Origin of the sequence: Pseudomonas putida (assembly GCF_009883635.2) — a bacterium.
In the GTDB taxonomy this organism is placed as follows: Bacteria; Pseudomonadota; Gammaproteobacteria; order Pseudomonadales; family Pseudomonadaceae; genus Aquipseudomonas; species Aquipseudomonas putida_W.
The window spans coordinates 3,602,120-3,617,996 of sequence record NZ_CP026115.2; the positions used below are offsets into that span (position 1 = coordinate 3,602,120).

Genomic DNA, 15,877 nt, shown 5'->3' on the forward strand with positions numbered 1-15,877 from the left:
CCTCATGAGAGGTCCGCTTTTGTGCCTGTTCCAGGACTACATCCAGGCTCTCGAGGAACAATACTGCTGTCTCGCCATTCGATAGCAGGGTTTCCATTACAAGCTGGTGGCTTACCGCATCGACTTGGCACTCATGGCCTTCGAGATAATAGCCCCGATCTGTCTGGCGGGATCGGCATAGCGTGTGTCGGAGTCAGCGCGATAGTGGAAGGGATCGGCATCGTAACGGGAGGCTAGCCCTTTTTGTCCTCGAGCGATTTGTAGTGCCGGTCATAGTCACTATGGCGTTCGCAACCTTGCTTGTAAGGATCCATGTCGCAGGCGAACTTCTGGTCCTGCAGATTAGGCAGGATGAGGATCCTGCCGTCGGCGCATCCGGATAGAAGCAGCATCAATATCCATACAGACTTGTTCATTGCACGTCCTTGAACAGGGGAAGTCCCTTTGATTTTCGCCAAGCGATGATACGTGCAATCACGCCCACGGCGCAGCCCTCCAGCTCGTTTGCCGGGTAGTAGAGGAGGTCGGAGCCATCTGGGTGTTCGGCCATGTCGATAAAGTGCTCCAATAATTGATCCTGCCAGGCTGAAGTTCCGGTTGCCTGGAGCAGTTCCTCGACCACGCTGCGGAATTCTGTGCAGGTGTAGTCGGCGAGGCTGTGCTTCTGACTGATCACCACTCCACCTCCGAAGACAGCGCGTACTGCAGGGCACTCATGATCCGCAGGTTCTCGGCTTCGTACATTGCACCGCCCATGGTGGGCGGGTCGAGGTGGCAGATCTGATAGTTGCGCACGCCTTTGGCGGTTTCGCCGAAGGGTGCGCGGGGTGGCCAGCCTTGCTTGATGCGGTTGAGCTGGGAGGTTACGAATTGTTGGGAGTAAATCGGGTCTTCGGCGATTGCCAACCAGAAGACTTGGGAGAAATCGTCGAAGTCTTCGAAGGCTTGTTTAGAGAGCTTGTTTGCGATGTGCTCGGGGAGGTGGAGTGCCATGCAGAGTTTCTCTCTAAAAGTGATGTTTAGATCATGGCTGTACTTGTTTGGGATGGAAATATTCACCGTGCCACATAGGGCGTAGGCTATTTTTTAAGGATCTGTAGGAATGTTCTTACTCCAGCAGGAGGCGCCCCGCGAAAGCGGGGCTTAGGGCTCAAAGGGCTTTCAATCCGGGCTTTTGGTTAGAGGCGCGCCACTCTTTCACAATTCGTAAAATTTCTTCGGGGGTGTCCAAGCCATCGGCTTCTGGCCAGTAAATAAGGTCGGATCCGCTGGGGTGTTCGGAAATTTCCTTGAACTTTAATATGCGCAAGTCCAGTTCTTTTTCACTTACATCATCCGCCGGATCTGTAATGGAGATAATGAGGTCGAGGAATTCAGCCTCGGTGAAGTCGGAAAATTTCTTGTTGTCTTTCATTGCGATACCCCGTAATGGATTCGATTGTGAGCCTCTGGCGTCACCACTTTTATATTGTCAATATCGTATACGGCTCCACCTTCCGAAATTGGAATGACATGATGAAGTATAAAGGTAGCGTTGCCTTTGTAATGGTCGGTGTCGCGTGCCTTAGGAGCATAGCCTTTACTCATGAGCTTATTGTTTGTGGTGTTAAATTGCTTTGAGAGCTCTGGTGTACTGGCGACGATCTTCCAAAATTCACTTCTGAATGCATCAAAATCTCGAAACTCTCTGCCTCTCAGCATATCTGCAATTACAGCAGGTATTGCGGCGCCGGCTTTCCGGGTCTCCTCTGAGAGCCAGATACCTTCGACAATTGATCCTTGGCCTGTGACAGTTCCCGGCTCATATCGTGGACTCTTGAAAACCACCAGGATAGGCGGCAATCCCGAGTCGATTGGAAATGTGATGATAAGCCGTTCCTGATCCAGCAGGTCCAGCGCGGGGTAACTTTCCGTTTCGGTGGTGATCGGGTTCAGGCTGCTACCCGCGTACACTACCGTGCCTGGTAGAAGCGACGGCAGGCTTGTAGAGCTATTTTCGTCACCTCCAGGCGCGCTTGCCGGTGTCCACGTCAGGATGCGCTGAGGGTTATCGAGCGCAAGGCTGTAAACCTGACGTTCTGCGTCAAAGGCCGCCGCCCTTACGGCGACCGGTTTCCCGCCAGGCACCACGTATAAGCCGATGTCGTTTTCTTCTTCACTACCCGCCAGTAAATAAGGCACGTCTACGCTGGCTGATGAAAGGGCGAGGGCGGCTAGGTCAGGTCCGTCTGGTGGAGAAAGGCTGGAAAGAGGAGTGCTGATCAGGTACCGCCTTTCTGAATTACCCAGCGTTGCAGGCCAGGCTGCCGAAAGTATGGCTACAGCCAAGGGGGCCGTTGTGGTAGCCAATCGACCTACTGCTGCGATGATCGCTACGCGAACAGCAACCGACGCGACATCCGCAGCAAAGGTCGCCAGCCCGATCGGAATGACGGTCGTCGCAGAGGCAGCAGAGTGGGTGTCGTTGATGTAACTGATGCGTTGGCGTGCTGCCTCGGCTTGGCGCCGGGCCGATTCTTCGGCCGCTATCCGTTCAGCTTCTGCTTGCTGACGTGCAGCTTCTTCGGCAGCTATCCGTTCGGCTTCTGCTTGCTGGCGTGCGGCCTCTTCGGCAGCTATCCGCGCTGCTTCTGCTTGCTGACGTGCAGCCTCCTCGGCTGCTGCACGTTCGGCTGCAAGCCTTGCCTGCAGTTGTTCCATTTCCAGCGCTCGCTGGGTGAGGTTCGCCATGGACGCGCTGAACTGCTGCAAATAGCGAATGGACTCTGTGAGCGCCAGTGCCCGGTGGTAATCCGCCCAAAGCACGCCGGCTCGGCGGGTGGCCTGTTCATCGACGAGGTCTTGCAATGCCTCGGTTTGAGGCTTGGAAAGTGGGCCGACGATGTTCGGGTTGGAGTCGCTGGCAGCGGGTACCTCGGCTTGCTTCGCTGCGATCAGCGCATTGGCGGCGTTTACATAGGCCGAAAATCGCTGGATGAGGGTATCGGTTTCCTGAGTTGGGGTGGATTGAGCCACTTGGTACTGCAGGAAGTTGGGCAGGCAGTCGAAGCAGATCTGCTGTTCATGAAGAATTTGGCCATACCGCCGCTCGATTGCTTCGGAGAGGTCGACAGCGGGTTGGGCAAGTTCTGCCTCGTCGACCTGGCGAGCCATTTCCGGCAGGTCCGCCGCCAACGCCTGAAACTTCTGCGCTGCGATGTGCAAGCGATAGGCGGCATCGACCGAGGCGTTGAAGGTTTCCCAGACCTGTCGGCCCCATGCCTCGCCAGAGGCGCCGATCGGGAATGCGCCATCGTCGTTCAGCCGGGTGGCGAAGGAGTCGTAGCGCTTATAAAAAGGTATGGCGCCGTAGAAGCTGGTTGCCACGGGGGCAATTTGAAGATATTCGGCGCGCCTTTGTTGCAAGCTCGTCGTGGCCAGCTGTTGGCGTAACCCCAGATGCTGGACAGGCTGACCCGCAGCTCCCGCGATTGCCTGTTGTTCGATGGTCGCGCGCTCAGCGCTGATTTGCGCGGGAAGTTGCTCAAGAGCGGGTGCATATTGTTCGGCGTGGATATTGTTGACGGCAGTAAATTCCTCGCCGAAAACCGTTCGCCAGCCTTTTTCCTGGGCGAAAGGGCTAGGCCCTCCAGTACCTCGAGGACGCCCTGCATCCAGCCCCCAGCCGCCATAGCCGGTCCCAGACAACGGGGGCAAAGGACTGAGAGGCACTCGATCTGGGGCTTGCGCGCGCGTCAAGACTCCCTCATTCAGATTCAGCGCACCGCGGGAATCACGGAAGGGTTCACCAAATTTGACGGTTTCATTTTGAGCCATGTAGTCATCCTCCTGGTCGCTACATGGCAAAGCGTGCTCCAGGCAGTTTTTCCTGTATGTCAGGCGCTGCTCGTCAATCAGTAGGAGTATTCCTGCTGACTGGAAAGATCTGGGTTAAATGTGCTTTTCGGAAACAGGAATAACGCGCTTTTCCTTAACAGCCTTGTAGGAAAAACTCGAATAAATCTCCTTCACCCCCGGCAACCGCTGCAGCACTTCCCGGGTGAATTCCCCGAACGATTCCAGATCCCTCGCCAGGATCTCCAGCAGAAAGTCATAACGTCCGGATATGTTGTGGCAAGACACAATCTCGGGAATCTCCATCAGCCTTCGCTCGAACGCCAAAGCCATGTCCTTGGTATGCGAGTCCATCATGATGCTGACAAACGCCGTCACCCCAAACCCCAGCGACTTGGGTGACAAGATGGCCTGGTAACCGGTGATATAACCGTTGTCCTCCAGCAGCTTGACCCGTCGCCAGCAAGGCGAGGTGGTCAGCGCAACCTGGTCGGCGAGTTCGGAGATGGTAAGGCGGGCGTTGTCCTGCAAGGCCGCGAGCAGGGCGCGGTCGGTACGGTCGAGGCTTGAAGGCATGATTTGCCCTCCTGGTGTTGTATTTGTTGTTTTCTTTCCAAAACAGGCGCGAATGCGTGGGCTATTTTGGAAAAATTCAGGCAGCTCGGTGGCATAAGCTTATAACAAACCACCAGAGGCTGTTGCCATGCGCGACTCCCATAACAACACCGGTTTTTCCACTCGCGCCATCCATCATGGCTACGACCCGCTTTCCCACGGCGGCGCCCTGGTGCCACCGGTTTACCAGACCGCAACCTATGCCTTCCCCAGCGTTGAATACGGCGCAGCGTGCTTTGCCGGGGAGGAGGGCGGGCACTTCTACAGCCGTATCTCCAATCCGACTTTGGCGTTGCTTGAGCAGCGCATGGCCTCCCTGGAAGGAGGTGAGGCAGGCCTGGCGCTGGCGTCGGGCATGGGGGCCATCACCTCGACGCTATGGACCCTGCTGCGCCCCGGCGACGAGCTGATTGTCGGGCGCACGGTGTATGGCTGCACCTTCGCCTACATGCACCATGGCATCGGTGAGTTCGGGGTGAAGGTGCGGCATGTCGACCTCAATGACACCCAGGCGCTAAAGGCAGCGATCACCCACAAGACCCGGATGATCTACTTCGAAACCCCGGCCAACCCGAACATGCAACTGGTCGATATCGCGGCGGTGGCCGAAGCGGCGCGGGGGCATGACTTGCATATCGTGGTCGACAACACCTATTGCACGCCCTACCTGCAACGGCCACTGGAGCAGGGGGCTGACCTGGTGGTGCATTCGGCGACCAAGTACCTCAGCGGCCACGGCGATATCACTGCAGGCCTGGTGATCGGGCGCAAGGCGCTGGTGGACCGAATTCGCCTGGAAGGCCTCAAGGACATGACTGGCGCGGTGCTGTCACCGCACGATGCCTCGCTGTTGATGCGTGGCATCAAGACACTCGCGTTGCGCATGGACCGTCACTGTGCGAATGCCCAGCAGGTCGCCGAGTTCCTCGCGCGCCAGCCGCAGGTGGAGCTGATTCAATATCCTGGGCTGCCATCGTTTGCCCAATACGAACTGGCGCAGCGGCAGATGCGCTTGCCGGGTGGGATGATTGCTTTCGAGCTCAAGGGCGGGATCGAAGCCGGGCGGCGTTTCATGAACGCCCTGCAACTGTTTGCCCGGGCGGTGAGCCTGGGCGACGCTGAGTCGCTGGCGCAGCATCCGGCGAGCATGACCCATTCCAGCTATACGCCCGAAGAGCGAGAGCATCACGGCATTTCCGAGGGGTTGGTGCGGTTGTCGGTGGGGCTGGAGGATGTGGAAGATTTGCTGGCGGATGTCGAGCAGGCGCTCAAGGCTTGCAGCTAGGTTGCCTGGCTCTGTGGGCGCGGGCTTGTCCCGCGAACACCGGCGAAGCCGGTGCCAGCCACCGAGTCGCCTGCTTCGCGGGTCAAGCCCGCTCCCACAGATGCCGTGACCCGGCGCATAAAAAAGGCCTCTTGCGAGGCCTTGTTTATTTCAGCGGTTCAGCGCTTGAGCCCGTAGCTCTCGTCGAGCATGCCCGGCGAGTTCGGCGACTTCGGTGCATAGTCGCGTGGCACTTCAGCGGTGTCCTTCGGCGGGGTCAGGCGGTCACGCGGACCCTGGGTGCTCTCGGAGTGCAGTGCGGCAAGCAGACGCTGGCGGGTGACATCGTCAAGGGCCAGGCTGTTGGCGCCTTCGGCCAGGTGATCTTGTACGTCCTGGTAGCTCTGGGTCAGTTTCTTGACCAGCATGGCGGTGCTGTTGAAGTGGGTGACCACTTCGTTCTGATAACTGTCGAAACGCTTCTGGATGTCATCCAGTTGGCGCTGGGTATTGCTGGGCGCCGCGTTGGGCAGCAGGCGGGCCACGATGAAACCGACCGCCACACCGATGACCAGGGCCAGGGTTGGCAACAACCAAACAAGGAGCGAGAGTTCCACGAGTCCTTCCTCTATAAACGGCTTTGCTTTACGTTAACGGCTCAGACCTGCGCTGTATACCGCGAGCAATCGCAAATCAGAACAGAATTCCTCACCTAGACGAAACGACCCCCTTCGAGGTCACGGAGTAGTGCCTTGCTTGTCCGCGAAACCCCCTTGTTCATCGACGGCCCGATCGGCCAGCTGGAAGCCTTGTACCTGGACGTGGCCGATGCCCGCGGTGCGGTGCTGATCTGCCACCCCAACCCGGTCCAGGGCGGCACCATGCTCAACAAGGTGGTCTCGACCCTGCAGCGCACCGCCCGTGACGCCGGCTACGTGACCCTGCGCTTCAACTACCGCGGTGTCGGCCAGAGCGCCGGCAGCCATGACATGGGCGCTGGCGAAGTGGCCGATGCCGAGGCGGCGGCGGCGTGGCTGCGTGCCAGGCACCCCGAGCTGCCGTTGGTACTTATGGGCTTCTCGTTCGGTGGCTTCGTCGCCACCAGCCTGGCCGGGCGCCTGGAAGCGCAAGGTGTGGAGTTGCAGCAGTTGTTCATGATCGCCCCGGCGGTGATGCGCCTGACCGCTGACTTCCCGCTGCCGCAGCGCTGCCCGATCGCTGTGGTGCAGCCTGACGCCGACGAAGTCGTCGATCCGCAGCTGGTTTACGAATGGTCCGACGCACTGGGGCGCCCCCATGAGCTGCTGAAAGTGGCAGAATGCGGACACTTCTTCCATGGCAAGCTGACCGATCTGAAGGATCTGCTGCTGCCGCGCCTTTCGAACTGAGCCAAGCCTGAATAAGCGAACACCCATGACCACGCGTATCCTCACCGGTATCACCACCACCGGCACCCCGCACCTGGGCAACTACGCCGGCGCCATCCGCCCGGCGATCCTCGCCAGCCAGCAGCCGGGTGTCGACTCGTTCTACTTCCTGGCCGACTATCACGCCCTGATCAAGTGCGACGACCCGCTGCGCATCCAGCGCTCGCGCCTGGAAATCGCCGCCACCTGGCTGGCCGGTGGCCTGGACCCGGCCAAGGTGACCTTCTACCGTCAGTCCGATATCCCCGAGATCCCCGAGCTGACCTGGCTGCTGACCTGCGTCGCCGCCAAGGGCCTGCTCAACCGCGCCCACGCCTACAAGGCCTCGGTGGACAAGAACCTGGAAACCGGCGAAGACCCGGATGCTGGCGTGACCATGGGCCTGTACAGCTACCCGGTGCTGATGGCCGCAGACATCCTGATGTTCAACGCCAACAAGGTGCCGGTCGGCCGCGACCAGATCCAGCACGTGGAAATGGCCCGCGACATCGGCCAGCGCTTCAACCACCTGTTTGGCCAGGGCAACGACTTCTTCGCCCTGCCGGAAGCGGTGATCGAAGAGAGCGTGGCGACCCTGCCGGGCCTGGACGGTCGCAAGATGTCCAAGAGCTACGACAACACCATCCCGCTGTTCACCAGCGCCAAGGACATGAAAGACGCCATCTCGCGCATCGTCACTGACTCGCGTGCACCTGGCGAAGCCAAGGATCCGGACAATTCGCACCTGTTCACCCTGTTCCAGGCCTTCTCGACGCCTTCGCAGTGCGCCGAGTTCCGCGAAGAGCTGCTGCAGGGCCTGGGCTGGGGCGAAGCGAAGCAGCGTCTGTTCCAGCTGCTCGACGGCCAGCTGGCCGAGAAGCGCGAGCACTACCACCAGCTGATCTCGCGCCCGGCAGACCTGGAGGACATCCTCCTCGCCGGCGCCGCCAAGGCCCGCAAGATCGCCACCCCGTTCCTCGAGCAGCTGCGTGAGGCCGTTGGCCTGCGCTCGTTCCGCAGCAGCGTGCAGGCCAGCACCGAAGTGAAGAAGAAAGCCGCCAAGAGTGCGCGCTTTGTCAGCTTCCGTGACGAAGACGGCAGCTTCCGCTTCCGCCTGCTGGCCGCCGATGGCGAGCAATTGCTGCTGTCGCGCAGCTTCGCCGACGGCAAGAGTGCCGGTGCCGTGAGCAAACAGCTGCAGCAAGGTGGTGACGCTGACGTGCGCGTTGACGGCCTGGGCTTCAGCCTGTGGCTGAACGACGAGCAGGTTGCCGACGGGCCGCAGTTCGACAGCGCCGAAGCCCGTGATTCGGCCATCGAAAGCCTGCGTGTAGCGCTTCAGCCGCAACAAGACTGAGGCATATTGACGCAAGTCTGATTGCCATTAAGCGGGCCTGTCGCTACAGTGACGGCCCGTTTTTTGTTGCCTCGCTAACGAAATCATGACGCCCCTAGAACGATATCAAGCAGATCTGAAACGTCCCGACTTCTTCCATGACGCGGCGCAGGAAACTGCGGTACGTCACCTGCAGCGTCTGTACGACGACCTGGTGCACGCGCAGAACAACAAGCCGGGCGTGTTCGGCAAGCTGTTCGGCAAGAAGGAGCAGACGCCAGTCAAAGGCCTGTACTTCTGGGGCGGAGTAGGGCGTGGCAAGACCTATCTGGTCGACACATTCTATGAAGCGCTGCCGTTCAAGCAGAAGATGCGCACGCACTTCCACCGCTTCATGAAGCGTGTCCACGAGGAAATGAAAACCCTCAAGGGCGAGAAGAACCCGCTGACCCTCATTGCCAAGCGCTTCAGCGAAGAAGCCAAGGTGATCTGCTTCGACGAATTCTTCGTTTCCGATATTACCGATGCCATGATCCTCGGCACCTTGATGGAAGAGCTGTTCAAGAACGGCGTCTCGCTGGTGGCGACCTCCAACATCGTCCCTGACGGCTTGTACAAGGACGGCCTGCAGCGCGCGCGCTTCCTGCCGGCCATCGCCATGATCAAGCAGTACACCGACGTGGTGAACGTCGACAGTGGCGTCGACTACCGCCTGCGTCACCTGGAGCAGGCCGAACTGTTCCACTTCCCGCTCAACGACGCGGCGCACCAGAGCATGCGCGCCAGCTTCAAGGCGCTGACGCCCGAGTGCACCCAGGCCGTCGAGAACGACGTGCTGATGATCGAAAACCGCCCGATCAATGCCCTGCGCACCTGCGACGACGTCGCCTGGTTCGACTTCCGCGCCCTGTGCGACGGGCCGCGCAGCCAGAACGACTACATCGAGCTGGGTAAGATCTTCCACGCCGTGTTGCTGAGCAACGTGGAGCAGATGGGCGTCACCACCGACGACATCGCCCGCCGCTTCATCAACATGGTGGACGAGTTCTACGACCGCAACGTCAAGCTGATCATCTCGGCCGAGGTGGAGCTGAAGGACCTGTACACTGGCGGGCGCCTGAGCTTCGAATTCCAGCGGACCCTGAGCCGGTTGCTGGAAATGCAGTCGCACGAATTCCTGTCGCGCGCGCACAAGCCGTAACAAAGCTGGGGCCGCAGAGCGGCCCCATAGGCCTCAAGCCTCTTGCATGAACTGCTGCCGATACTGATTCGGCGACAACTCCGTATGCTGGCGGAACAACCTCGCAAAGAAGCTCGCATCGTCATAGCCGACCTCATAACTAATGGTCTTGATGCTCTTGCGCGTGCTCGACAGCAGCCCTTTTGCTGTCTCGATGCGTAACCGCTGCAAGTAATGCAGCGGCTTGTCCCCAGTCGCCCCCTGGAAACGGCGCATGAAGTTGCGAATGCTCATGCCATGGTTGCGGGCCACGTCCTCGAAGCGGAACTTGTCGGCGAAGTGTTCCTCCAGCCAATGCTGGATCTGCAGGATGATCAGGTCCTGGTGCAGCTTCTGCCCGCCAAAGCCCATACGCCCTGGGGTATAGTTGCGCTGCACCTCGTAGAGGATGTCGCGGGCCACGGCTCGCGCCACATTGGCGCCACAGAAGCGCTCGATCAGGTAGATGTACAGATCACAAGCTGAGGTGGTGCCGCCGGCGCAGTACAGGTTGTCAGCGTCGGTCAGGTGCTTGTCCTGATTCAGGCGGATCTTCGGGTAGCGCTCGGCAAAGCTGTTGAAGAAGCGCCAGTAGGTGGTCGCCTCCTTGCCGTCGAGCAGGCCGGACTCGGCCAGCCAGAACACGCCGCTGGCTTCGGCGCACAGCACCGCCCCACGGGCGTGCTGTTCGCGCAGCCACGGCAGCACCTGTGGATAACGTTGCTGGAGGTTGTCGAAATCTTCCCAGAAGGCCGGGAGGATGATCACATCGGCATCGTCAAGGCCGCCATCGACCGGCAGTTGCACATTGCTGAAACTGTCCACCGGCTGGCCATCGGGGCTCACCAGGCGAATCTCGAACATGGGCTGCAAGCCCAGGCCCAGCTGCTTGCTGTAGCGCAAGCTGGCGAGGTGGAAGAAATCCTTGGCCTGCATCAGGGTCGAAGCGAACACCTTGTCAATGGCCAGGATGCTGACGCGCCGCAACGACGCGGAGGGTTGGGTAAACATCATTGTCATTGTTCTTATAGGGTAGAGTGGTCAATCACCGGCTGGATCGTCTTATTTTTTGGCGATTGTGTCTACCCCAGGTCGCAGAGGGGCCGCAAAGCGGCCCGTGCTGTTCAAGGTGCCGGGTTCGGCTGCTCCTGATGGATCGCTTCGATCGCTGCCAGCAGCTCGTCACTGAGCTCCAGCTGGAGGCTGTCGAGGTTGCTCTGCAGTTGCACCCGGTCGGTCGCGCCGATGATATTGCTGGTCACGAACGGCTGTCGGGTCACGAACGCCAGGGCCATCTGGGCCGGGTCCAGGCCATGGGCCTTGGCCAGCTGCACATAACGGCTGCAGGCCGCCACGGTTTGCGGGTTGGAATAGCGGGCGAAGCGGCTGAACAGGGTCAGGCGGCCTTTTTCTGGTCGGGCACCATTCTCGTACTTGCCCGAGAGCATGCCGAACGCCAGTGGCGAATAGGCCAGCAGGCCGCATTGCTCGCGGATCGCAACCTCCGCCAGGCCCACTTCGAAGCTGCGATTGAGCAGGTTGTAGGGGTTCTGGATCGACACCGCCCGCGGCCAGCCACGGCTGTCGGCCAGTTGCAGGAACTTCATGGTGCCCCATGGGGTTTCGTTGGACAGGCCGATGTGGCGGATCTTGCCGGCACGTACCTGCTCGTCGAGCACTTCGAGGGTTTCTTCCAGCGGGGTGAACAGGTCGTTGGCCAAATGCTGGTAACCCAGCTTGCCGAAGAAGTTGGTGCTGCGCTCCGGCCAGTGCAGTTGGTAGAGGTCGATGCGGTCGGTCTGCAGGCGCTTGAGGCTCTCGTCCAGTGCGGCGACGATGTGCTGGCGGTTGTGCTTGAGCTGGCCGTCGCGGATGTGGCTGATGCCGTTGCCGGGGCCGGCGACCTTGCTGGCCAGGACCCAGTCGTCACGATCACCGTTGGCGCGGAACCAGTTGCCGATGATGCGCTCGGTGGCGGCATAGGTTTCCGGGCGTGGCGGCACCGGGTACATCTCGGCGGTGTCGATGAAGTTGATGCCGCTGGCCTTGGCCAGGGCAATCTGCTCGAAGGCCTCGTCCTGGGTGTTCTGCTCGCCCCAGGTCATGGTGCCCAGGCACAGGGCGCTGACGTCGAGGTCGGTACGGCCGAGCTTGCGGTATTCCATCGGGAAAACACTCCTTGGCAAAAGAACCCCATCAAAGCAGGTTGAAATTTTTCGCGCAATCTGGATAATTCTGCCCCTCTCCGTGTGGCGGAAGTGATGCACCACCACGCAGGAAGAACCCCGTCGAACATTGGCGTGCCCGACCCGAGCCCCCAAAAGCGTCAGCGTTCGGCTGCGCGCTTGCCCTTGGCAAGCTGTGCACTATCCAGTAAGATTCGCCGTCTATTTTTCGCTGGGCGGCCTCTGAGGCTTTAGAGAATGAAAACTTTTACTGCTAAACCGGAAACAGTAAAGCGCGAGTGGTTCGTAGTTGACGCCGCTGGCCAGACCCTGGGTCGTCTGGCTACCGAAATCGCTACCCGTCTGCGTGGCAAACACAAACCAGAATACACCCCTCACGTTGACACCGGCGACTACATCGTCGTCATCAACGCTGAACAGGTTCGTGTGACTGGTGCCAAGTCTTCCGACAAAATGTACTACTCCCACTCCGGTTTCCCAGGCGGCATCAAGGAAATCAACTTCGAGAAGTTGATCGCCAAGGCCCCTGAGCGTGTTATCGAAACCGCGGTCAAGGGCATGCTGCCTAAGAACCCGCTGGGTCGCGACATGTACCGTAAGCTGAAAGTGTACGCGGGTGCTGCTCACCCACACACTGCTCAGCAGCCTCAAGAACTGAAGATCTAACGGGAAAGTTCATTATGTCGGCGACTCAAAATTACGGCACTGGCCGTCGCAAGACCGCAACCGCTCGCGTTTTCCTGCGTCCGGGTACTGGTAACATTTCCATCAACAACCGTTCTCTGGACGTGTTCTTCGGTCGCGAAACCGCTCGCATGGTTGTTCGTCAGCCGCTCGAGCTGACCGAGTCCACTGAGAAGTTCGACATCTACGTCACCGTTTCCGGTGGTGGTGTCAGCGGTCAGGCCGGTGCGATCCGTCACGGTATCACCCGCGCTCTGATGGAATACGACGAAACCCTGCGTGGCGCTCTGCGTCGTGCTGGCTACGTCACCCGCGACGCTCGTGAAGTCGAGCGTAAGAAAGTGGGTCTGCGTAAAGCGCGTAAGCGTCCTCAGTACTCCAAGCGTTAATACCGCTTCGGCAGTCGAAAAAAGCCCGGTTCCTTGGAACCGGGCTTTTTTTTGTGCTTGAACTAACCTGTCAGCATGTCGGTGACCACTTGTCGCATAGACGCAGATCAAGCAAAGCGCGGGTTATAGCTCCTTGTGGGGGTAATCACCTTGTCATTGTGTGGATTTGTTTCTTACCATGGCGGCCAAATTTTAGTGCCACAGACACAACCTAAGTACAGGCCAGGTCCAACTGGCCAAGCAAAGCTGATGGGAGAGGACTGAATGAGCAATGACGGCGTCAACGCAGGCCGGCGCCGCTTCCTCGTAGCCGCGACATCCGTGGTCGGGGCAGCGGGGGCAGTGGGGGCTGCGGTACCGTTCGTGGGGTCATGGTTTCCCAGTGCCAAGGCGAAGGCGGCCGGCGCACCGGTGAAGGTCAATATTGCCAAGGTCGAGCCGGGGCAGCAGATGGTTGCCGAGTGGCGTGGCCAGCCGGTGTTCATCGTCCGGCGAACGCAGGAGATCCTTGGCAACCTGAAGAAGATCGAGGGTGATCTCTCCGACCCTCAATCGAAGAGCTCGGTGCAGCCGACCTATGTCGACCCCGAGGTTCGCTCGATCAAGCCGGAAATCCTCATTCTCGTCGGCCTCTGCACGCACCTGGGCTGCTCGCCGACCTTCCGCCCGGAAGTCGCGCCCGCAGACCTCGGGCCGAAGTGGGTCGGTGGTTATTTCTGCCCTTGCCACGGCTCCCACTACGACCTGGCCGGTCGTGTCTACAAGTCGCAGCCGGCGCCTCTCAACCTGCCAGTGCCGCCGCATTCTTATGAGTCGGACGACATCGTCGTCATCGGCGTCGACCAGGAGAAAGCATGATGAGCAAGTTCATGGACTGGATTGACGCTCGCTTCCCCGCCACCAAGATGTGGGAAGACCACCTGAGCAAGTATTACGCGCCCAAGAACTTCAACTTCCTGTATTTCTTCGGCTCGCTGGCGCTGCTGGTGCTGGTCAACCAGATCGTCACTGGCGTGTGGCTGACCATGAGTTTCACGCCCTCGGCGGAAGAGGCCTTCGCCTCGGTCGAGTACATCATGCGTGACGTCGAATACGGCTGGATCCTGCGCTACCTGCACTCCACCGGCGCTTCGGCATTCTTCATCGTGGTCTACCTGCACATGTTCCGCGGCCTGCTCTACGGCTCCTACCAGAAGCCTCGTGAGCTGGTTTGGCTGTTCGGCATGCTGATCTACCTGGCGCTGATGGCTGAAGCCTTCATGGGCTATCTGCTGCCCTGGGGGCAGATGTCGTACTGGGGTGCCCAGGTGATCATCTCGCTGTTCGGCGCCATACCGGTGATCGGTGGCGACCTGACCCAGTGGATTCGTGGTGACTACCTGATCTCGGGCATCACCCTGAACCGCTTCTTCGCCCTGCACGTGGTGGCCCTGCCGATCGTGATTCTCGGCCTGGTGGTGCTGCACATCCTGGCCCTGCACGAAGTGGGTTCGAACAACCCTGATGGTGTGGACATCAAGAAGAAAAAGGACGAAAACGGCATTCCGCTCGACGGCATTCCGTTCCACCCGTACTACACCGTCAAGGACATCGTCGGTGTGGTGGTGTTCCTCTTCGTATTCTGCGCCGTGGTGTTCTTCTTCCCGGAAATGGGCGGTTACTTCCTGGAAAAACCCAACTTCGAGCAGGCGAACGCGTTCAAGACGCCCGAGCATATCGCCCCTGTGTGGTACTTCACGCCGTTCTACGCGATCCTGCGAGCGGTGCCCGACAAGCTCATGGGCGTAATCGCCATGGGTGCCGCTATCGCCGTGCTGTTCGTGCTGCCCTGGCTCGACCGCAGCCCGGTGCGTTCCATGCGCTACAAGGGCAGGATCAGCAAGGTCTTCCTGCTGGTGTTCTGCATTGCCTTCGTCATCCTCGGCATCCTCGGCGTACTGGCGCCTACGCCTGGGCGTACCTTGCTGTCGCAGGTGTGCACGGTGCTGTACTTCGCCTACTTCCTGCTGATGCCGTTCTACACAAGGCTCGAGAAGACCAAACCGGTTCCGGAAAGGGTGACTGGCTGATGAAAAAGTTGATTGCAGTATTTTTGCTGGCAGTGATGCCTGCCTTTTCCTTCGCTGCCGAACACGGCCTGGAGCTGGACAAGGTCGATATCGACCTGACCGACAAGGCGGCCATGCAGGACGGTGCGCGCACCTTCGCCAACTATTGCATGGGTTGCCATAGCGCCAAGTTCCAGCGTTACGAGCGGGTTGCCGATGACCTTGGCATCCCCCATGAGTTGATGCTCGAGAAGCTGGTGTTCACCGGCGCCAAGATCGGCGACCACATGCAGATCGGCATGCAGCCCAGCGACGCCAAGACCTGGTTCGGCGCAGCGCCGCCCGACCTGACCTTGGTCGCCCGGGTGCGGGGCACCGACTGGCTGTACACCTACCTGCGCAGCTTCTATGAAGACAAGTCGCGCCCGTACGGGGTCAACAACAAGGTGTTCCCGAACGTCGGCATGCCCAACGTGCTGGTCGGCCTGCAGGGCAACCAGGTGGTTGGCTGCAAGCAGGTACAGATGGTGGTCGATGGCAAGAAGCAATTCGACCCTTTGACGGGTAGCCCGCTGACCCATGAAGCCTGTGACCAGCTGACCATTACGCCGAATTCCGGTACCCTGAGCACCGAGCAGTTCGACGAGAAGGTCAAGAACCTGGTGACCTTCCTGGCCTATTCGGCCAACCCGGTCAAACTGGAAAGCCAGCGCATCGGTACCTATGTGTTGCTGTACCTGGCTTTCTTCTTCGTATTTGCCTACTTGCTCAAGCGCGAATACTGGAAGGACGTGCACTGATCACGCAGTAATTTCTGGTAGTTGAACGCGCCCGCAGGGCCCCGGCACATGTGCCAGGGCCCTGCGGGCGCGTTTTCATTTAGAGTTTTACAAGCA

Annotated in this window: 18 protein-coding genes; 9 read left to right on the forward strand and 9 right to left on the reverse strand. The window is 59.6% G+C overall.

All coding sequences use genetic code 11. The annotated features are described in order from the left end of the window. Positions 1-233: 233 nt before the first annotated feature. The 6 genes from C2H86_RS16425 to C2H86_RS16450 all read right to left on the reverse strand — a co-directional run bounded on the left by C2H86_RS16425 (position 234) and on the right by C2H86_RS16450 (position 4,410). Positions 234-416: a hypothetical protein gene (locus C2H86_RS16425; RefSeq protein WP_159408952.1), complete on the reverse strand. Its 183-nt coding sequence runs from the start codon at positions 414-416 to the stop codon at positions 234-236. Beyond that, positions 413-676 (reverse strand): bacteriocin immunity protein, encoded by a 264-nt coding sequence (locus tag C2H86_RS16430; RefSeq protein ID WP_159408953.1) that lies wholly within the window; start codon positions 674-676, stop codon positions 413-415. Before C2H86_RS16430 ends, C2H86_RS16425 begins: the two co-directional genes overlap by 4 nt. Continuing rightward, the gene (locus C2H86_RS16435) at positions 673-993 is read right to left on the reverse strand and encodes an S-type pyocin (protein WP_159408954.1); all 321 of its coding nucleotides are present in this window, start codon (positions 991-993) and stop codon (positions 673-675) included. The genes C2H86_RS16430 and C2H86_RS16435 overlap by 4 nt, the downstream gene beginning before the upstream one ends. A gap of 157 nt (positions 994-1,150) precedes the next feature. Beyond that, the gene (locus C2H86_RS16440) at positions 1,151-1,414 is read right to left on the reverse strand and encodes a bacteriocin immunity protein (RefSeq protein ID WP_159408955.1); all 264 of its coding nucleotides are present in this window, start codon (positions 1,412-1,414) and stop codon (positions 1,151-1,153) included. Further along, entirely contained in the window at positions 1,411-3,816 is a 2,406-nt protein-coding gene (locus C2H86_RS16445; RefSeq protein WP_159408956.1) for an S-type pyocin domain-containing protein, read from the reverse strand. Before C2H86_RS16445 ends, C2H86_RS16440 begins: the two co-directional genes overlap by 4 nt. A gap of 114 nt (positions 3,817-3,930) precedes the next feature. Then, complete coding sequence (locus C2H86_RS16450; protein WP_159408957.1) at positions 3,931-4,410, reverse strand: Lrp/AsnC family transcriptional regulator; 480 nt, start codon at positions 4,408-4,410, stop codon at positions 3,931-3,933. Positions 4,411-4,537: 127 nt separating this feature from the next. Here C2H86_RS16450 and C2H86_RS16455 point away from each other — a divergent pair, with 127 nt between their 5' ends. Beyond that, the gene (locus C2H86_RS16455) at positions 4,538-5,734 is read left to right on the forward strand and encodes a methionine gamma-lyase (RefSeq protein ID WP_159408958.1); all 1,197 of its coding nucleotides are present in this window, start codon (positions 4,538-4,540) and stop codon (positions 5,732-5,734) included. A gap of 158 nt (positions 5,735-5,892) precedes the next feature. Here C2H86_RS16455 and C2H86_RS16460 read toward each other — a convergent pair whose 3' ends face one another. After that, positions 5,893-6,330, reverse strand: a complete 438-nt coding sequence (locus C2H86_RS16460) for a YhcB family protein (protein ID WP_110635752.1) — start codon at positions 6,328-6,330, stop codon at positions 5,893-5,895. 135 nt (positions 6,331-6,465) lie between these two features. On the opposite strand from C2H86_RS16460, the gene C2H86_RS16465 reads away from it, so the two are divergent. From C2H86_RS16465 to zapE, 3 genes are all read left to right on the forward strand, one after another. Beyond that, positions 6,466-7,101 carry an alpha/beta hydrolase gene (locus C2H86_RS16465; protein ID WP_159408959.1) on the forward strand — a complete coding sequence of 212 codons (636 nt, stop codon included), beginning with the start codon at positions 6,466-6,468 and terminating at the stop codon, positions 7,099-7,101. A 25-nt stretch (positions 7,102-7,126) separates the two neighbouring features. Next, the gene (locus C2H86_RS16470; RefSeq protein WP_159408960.1) at positions 7,127-8,476 is read left to right on the forward strand and encodes a tryptophan--tRNA ligase; all 1,350 of its coding nucleotides are present in this window, start codon (positions 7,127-7,129) and stop codon (positions 8,474-8,476) included. Positions 8,477-8,561: 85 nt separating this feature from the next. Then, on the forward strand, positions 8,562-9,656 hold the full coding sequence (gene zapE / locus C2H86_RS16475) for a cell division protein ZapE (RefSeq protein WP_103449208.1): 1,095 nt from the start codon (positions 8,562-8,564) through the stop codon (positions 9,654-9,656). 33 nt (positions 9,657-9,689) lie between these two features. Here zapE and C2H86_RS16480 read toward each other — a convergent pair whose 3' ends face one another. Further along, on the reverse strand, positions 9,690-10,610 hold the full coding sequence (locus C2H86_RS16480; RefSeq protein WP_178083381.1) for a GlxA family transcriptional regulator: 921 nt from the start codon (positions 10,608-10,610) through the stop codon (positions 9,690-9,692). Between the two features lie 188 nt (positions 10,611-10,798). After that, positions 10,799-11,839: an NADP(H)-dependent aldo-keto reductase gene (locus tag C2H86_RS16485; RefSeq protein WP_159408961.1), complete on the reverse strand. Its 1,041-nt coding sequence runs from the start codon at positions 11,837-11,839 to the stop codon at positions 10,799-10,801. Between the two features lie 258 nt (positions 11,840-12,097). Here C2H86_RS16485 and rplM point away from each other — a divergent pair, with 258 nt between their 5' ends. The 5 genes from rplM (at position 12,098) to C2H86_RS16510 (ending at position 15,781) form a co-directional block, all read left to right on the forward strand. Next, complete coding sequence (gene rplM / locus C2H86_RS16490) at positions 12,098-12,526, forward strand: 50S ribosomal protein L13 (RefSeq protein ID WP_003251819.1); 429 nt, start codon at positions 12,098-12,100, stop codon at positions 12,524-12,526. Between the two features lie 14 nt (positions 12,527-12,540). Further along, entirely contained in the window at positions 12,541-12,933 is a 393-nt protein-coding gene (gene rpsI, locus C2H86_RS16495) for a 30S ribosomal protein S9 (protein WP_103449210.1), read from the forward strand. 264 nt (positions 12,934-13,197) lie between these two features. Next, complete coding sequence (gene petA / locus C2H86_RS16500) at positions 13,198-13,791, forward strand: ubiquinol-cytochrome c reductase iron-sulfur subunit (protein ID WP_016395498.1); 594 nt, start codon at positions 13,198-13,200, stop codon at positions 13,789-13,791. After that, positions 13,791-15,002, forward strand: coding sequence for a cytochrome b (locus C2H86_RS16505; protein ID WP_159412948.1), 1,212 nt, complete (start codon positions 13,791-13,793; stop codon positions 15,000-15,002). The genes petA and C2H86_RS16505 overlap by 1 nt, the downstream gene beginning before the upstream one ends. Continuing rightward, complete coding sequence (locus tag C2H86_RS16510; RefSeq protein ID WP_159408962.1) at positions 15,002-15,781, forward strand: cytochrome c1; 780 nt, start codon at positions 15,002-15,004, stop codon at positions 15,779-15,781. The genes C2H86_RS16505 and C2H86_RS16510 overlap by 1 nt, the downstream gene beginning before the upstream one ends. Positions 15,782-15,877: the final 96 nt, after the last annotated feature.

Coding starts and splice junctions, on each gene's coding strand:
- C2H86_RS16485 (WP_159408961.1), bottom strand. CDS start 11,839: ATGGAATACCGCAAGCTCGGCCGTACCGACCTCGACGTCAGCGCCCTG.
- C2H86_RS16470 (WP_159408960.1), top strand. CDS start 7,127: ATGACCACGCGTATCCTCACCGGTATCACCACCACCGGCACCCCGCAC.
- zapE (WP_103449208.1), top strand. CDS start 8,562: ATGACGCCCCTAGAACGATATCAAGCAGATCTGAAACGTCCCGACTTC.
- C2H86_RS16445 (WP_159408956.1), bottom strand. CDS start 3,816: ATGGCTCAAAATGAAACCGTCAAATTTGGTGAACCCTTCCGTGATTCC.
- C2H86_RS16425 (WP_159408952.1), bottom strand. CDS start 416: ATGAACAAGTCTGTATGGATATTGATGCTGCTTCTATCCGGATGCGCC.
- C2H86_RS16455 (WP_159408958.1), top strand. CDS start 4,538: ATGCGCGACTCCCATAACAACACCGGTTTTTCCACTCGCGCCATCCAT.
- C2H86_RS16450 (WP_159408957.1), bottom strand. CDS start 4,410: ATGCCTTCAAGCCTCGACCGTACCGACCGCGCCCTGCTCGCGGCCTTG.
- rpsI (WP_103449210.1), top strand. CDS start 12,541: ATGTCGGCGACTCAAAATTACGGCACTGGCCGTCGCAAGACCGCAACC.
- petA (WP_016395498.1), top strand. CDS start 13,198: ATGAGCAATGACGGCGTCAACGCAGGCCGGCGCCGCTTCCTCGTAGCC.
- C2H86_RS16510 (WP_159408962.1), top strand. CDS start 15,002: ATGAAAAAGTTGATTGCAGTATTTTTGCTGGCAGTGATGCCTGCCTTT.
- C2H86_RS16505 (WP_159412948.1), top strand. CDS start 13,791: ATGAGCAAGTTCATGGACTGGATTGACGCTCGCTTCCCCGCCACCAAG.
- C2H86_RS16480 (WP_178083381.1), bottom strand. CDS start 10,610: ATGCAGGCCAAGGATTTCTTCCACCTCGCCAGCTTGCGCTACAGCAAG.
- C2H86_RS16440 (WP_159408955.1), bottom strand. CDS start 1,414: ATGAAAGACAACAAGAAATTTTCCGACTTCACCGAGGCTGAATTCCTC.
- rplM (WP_003251819.1), top strand. CDS start 12,098: ATGAAAACTTTTACTGCTAAACCGGAAACAGTAAAGCGCGAGTGGTTC.
- C2H86_RS16435 (WP_159408954.1), bottom strand. CDS start 993: ATGGCACTCCACCTCCCCGAGCACATCGCAAACAAGCTCTCTAAACAA.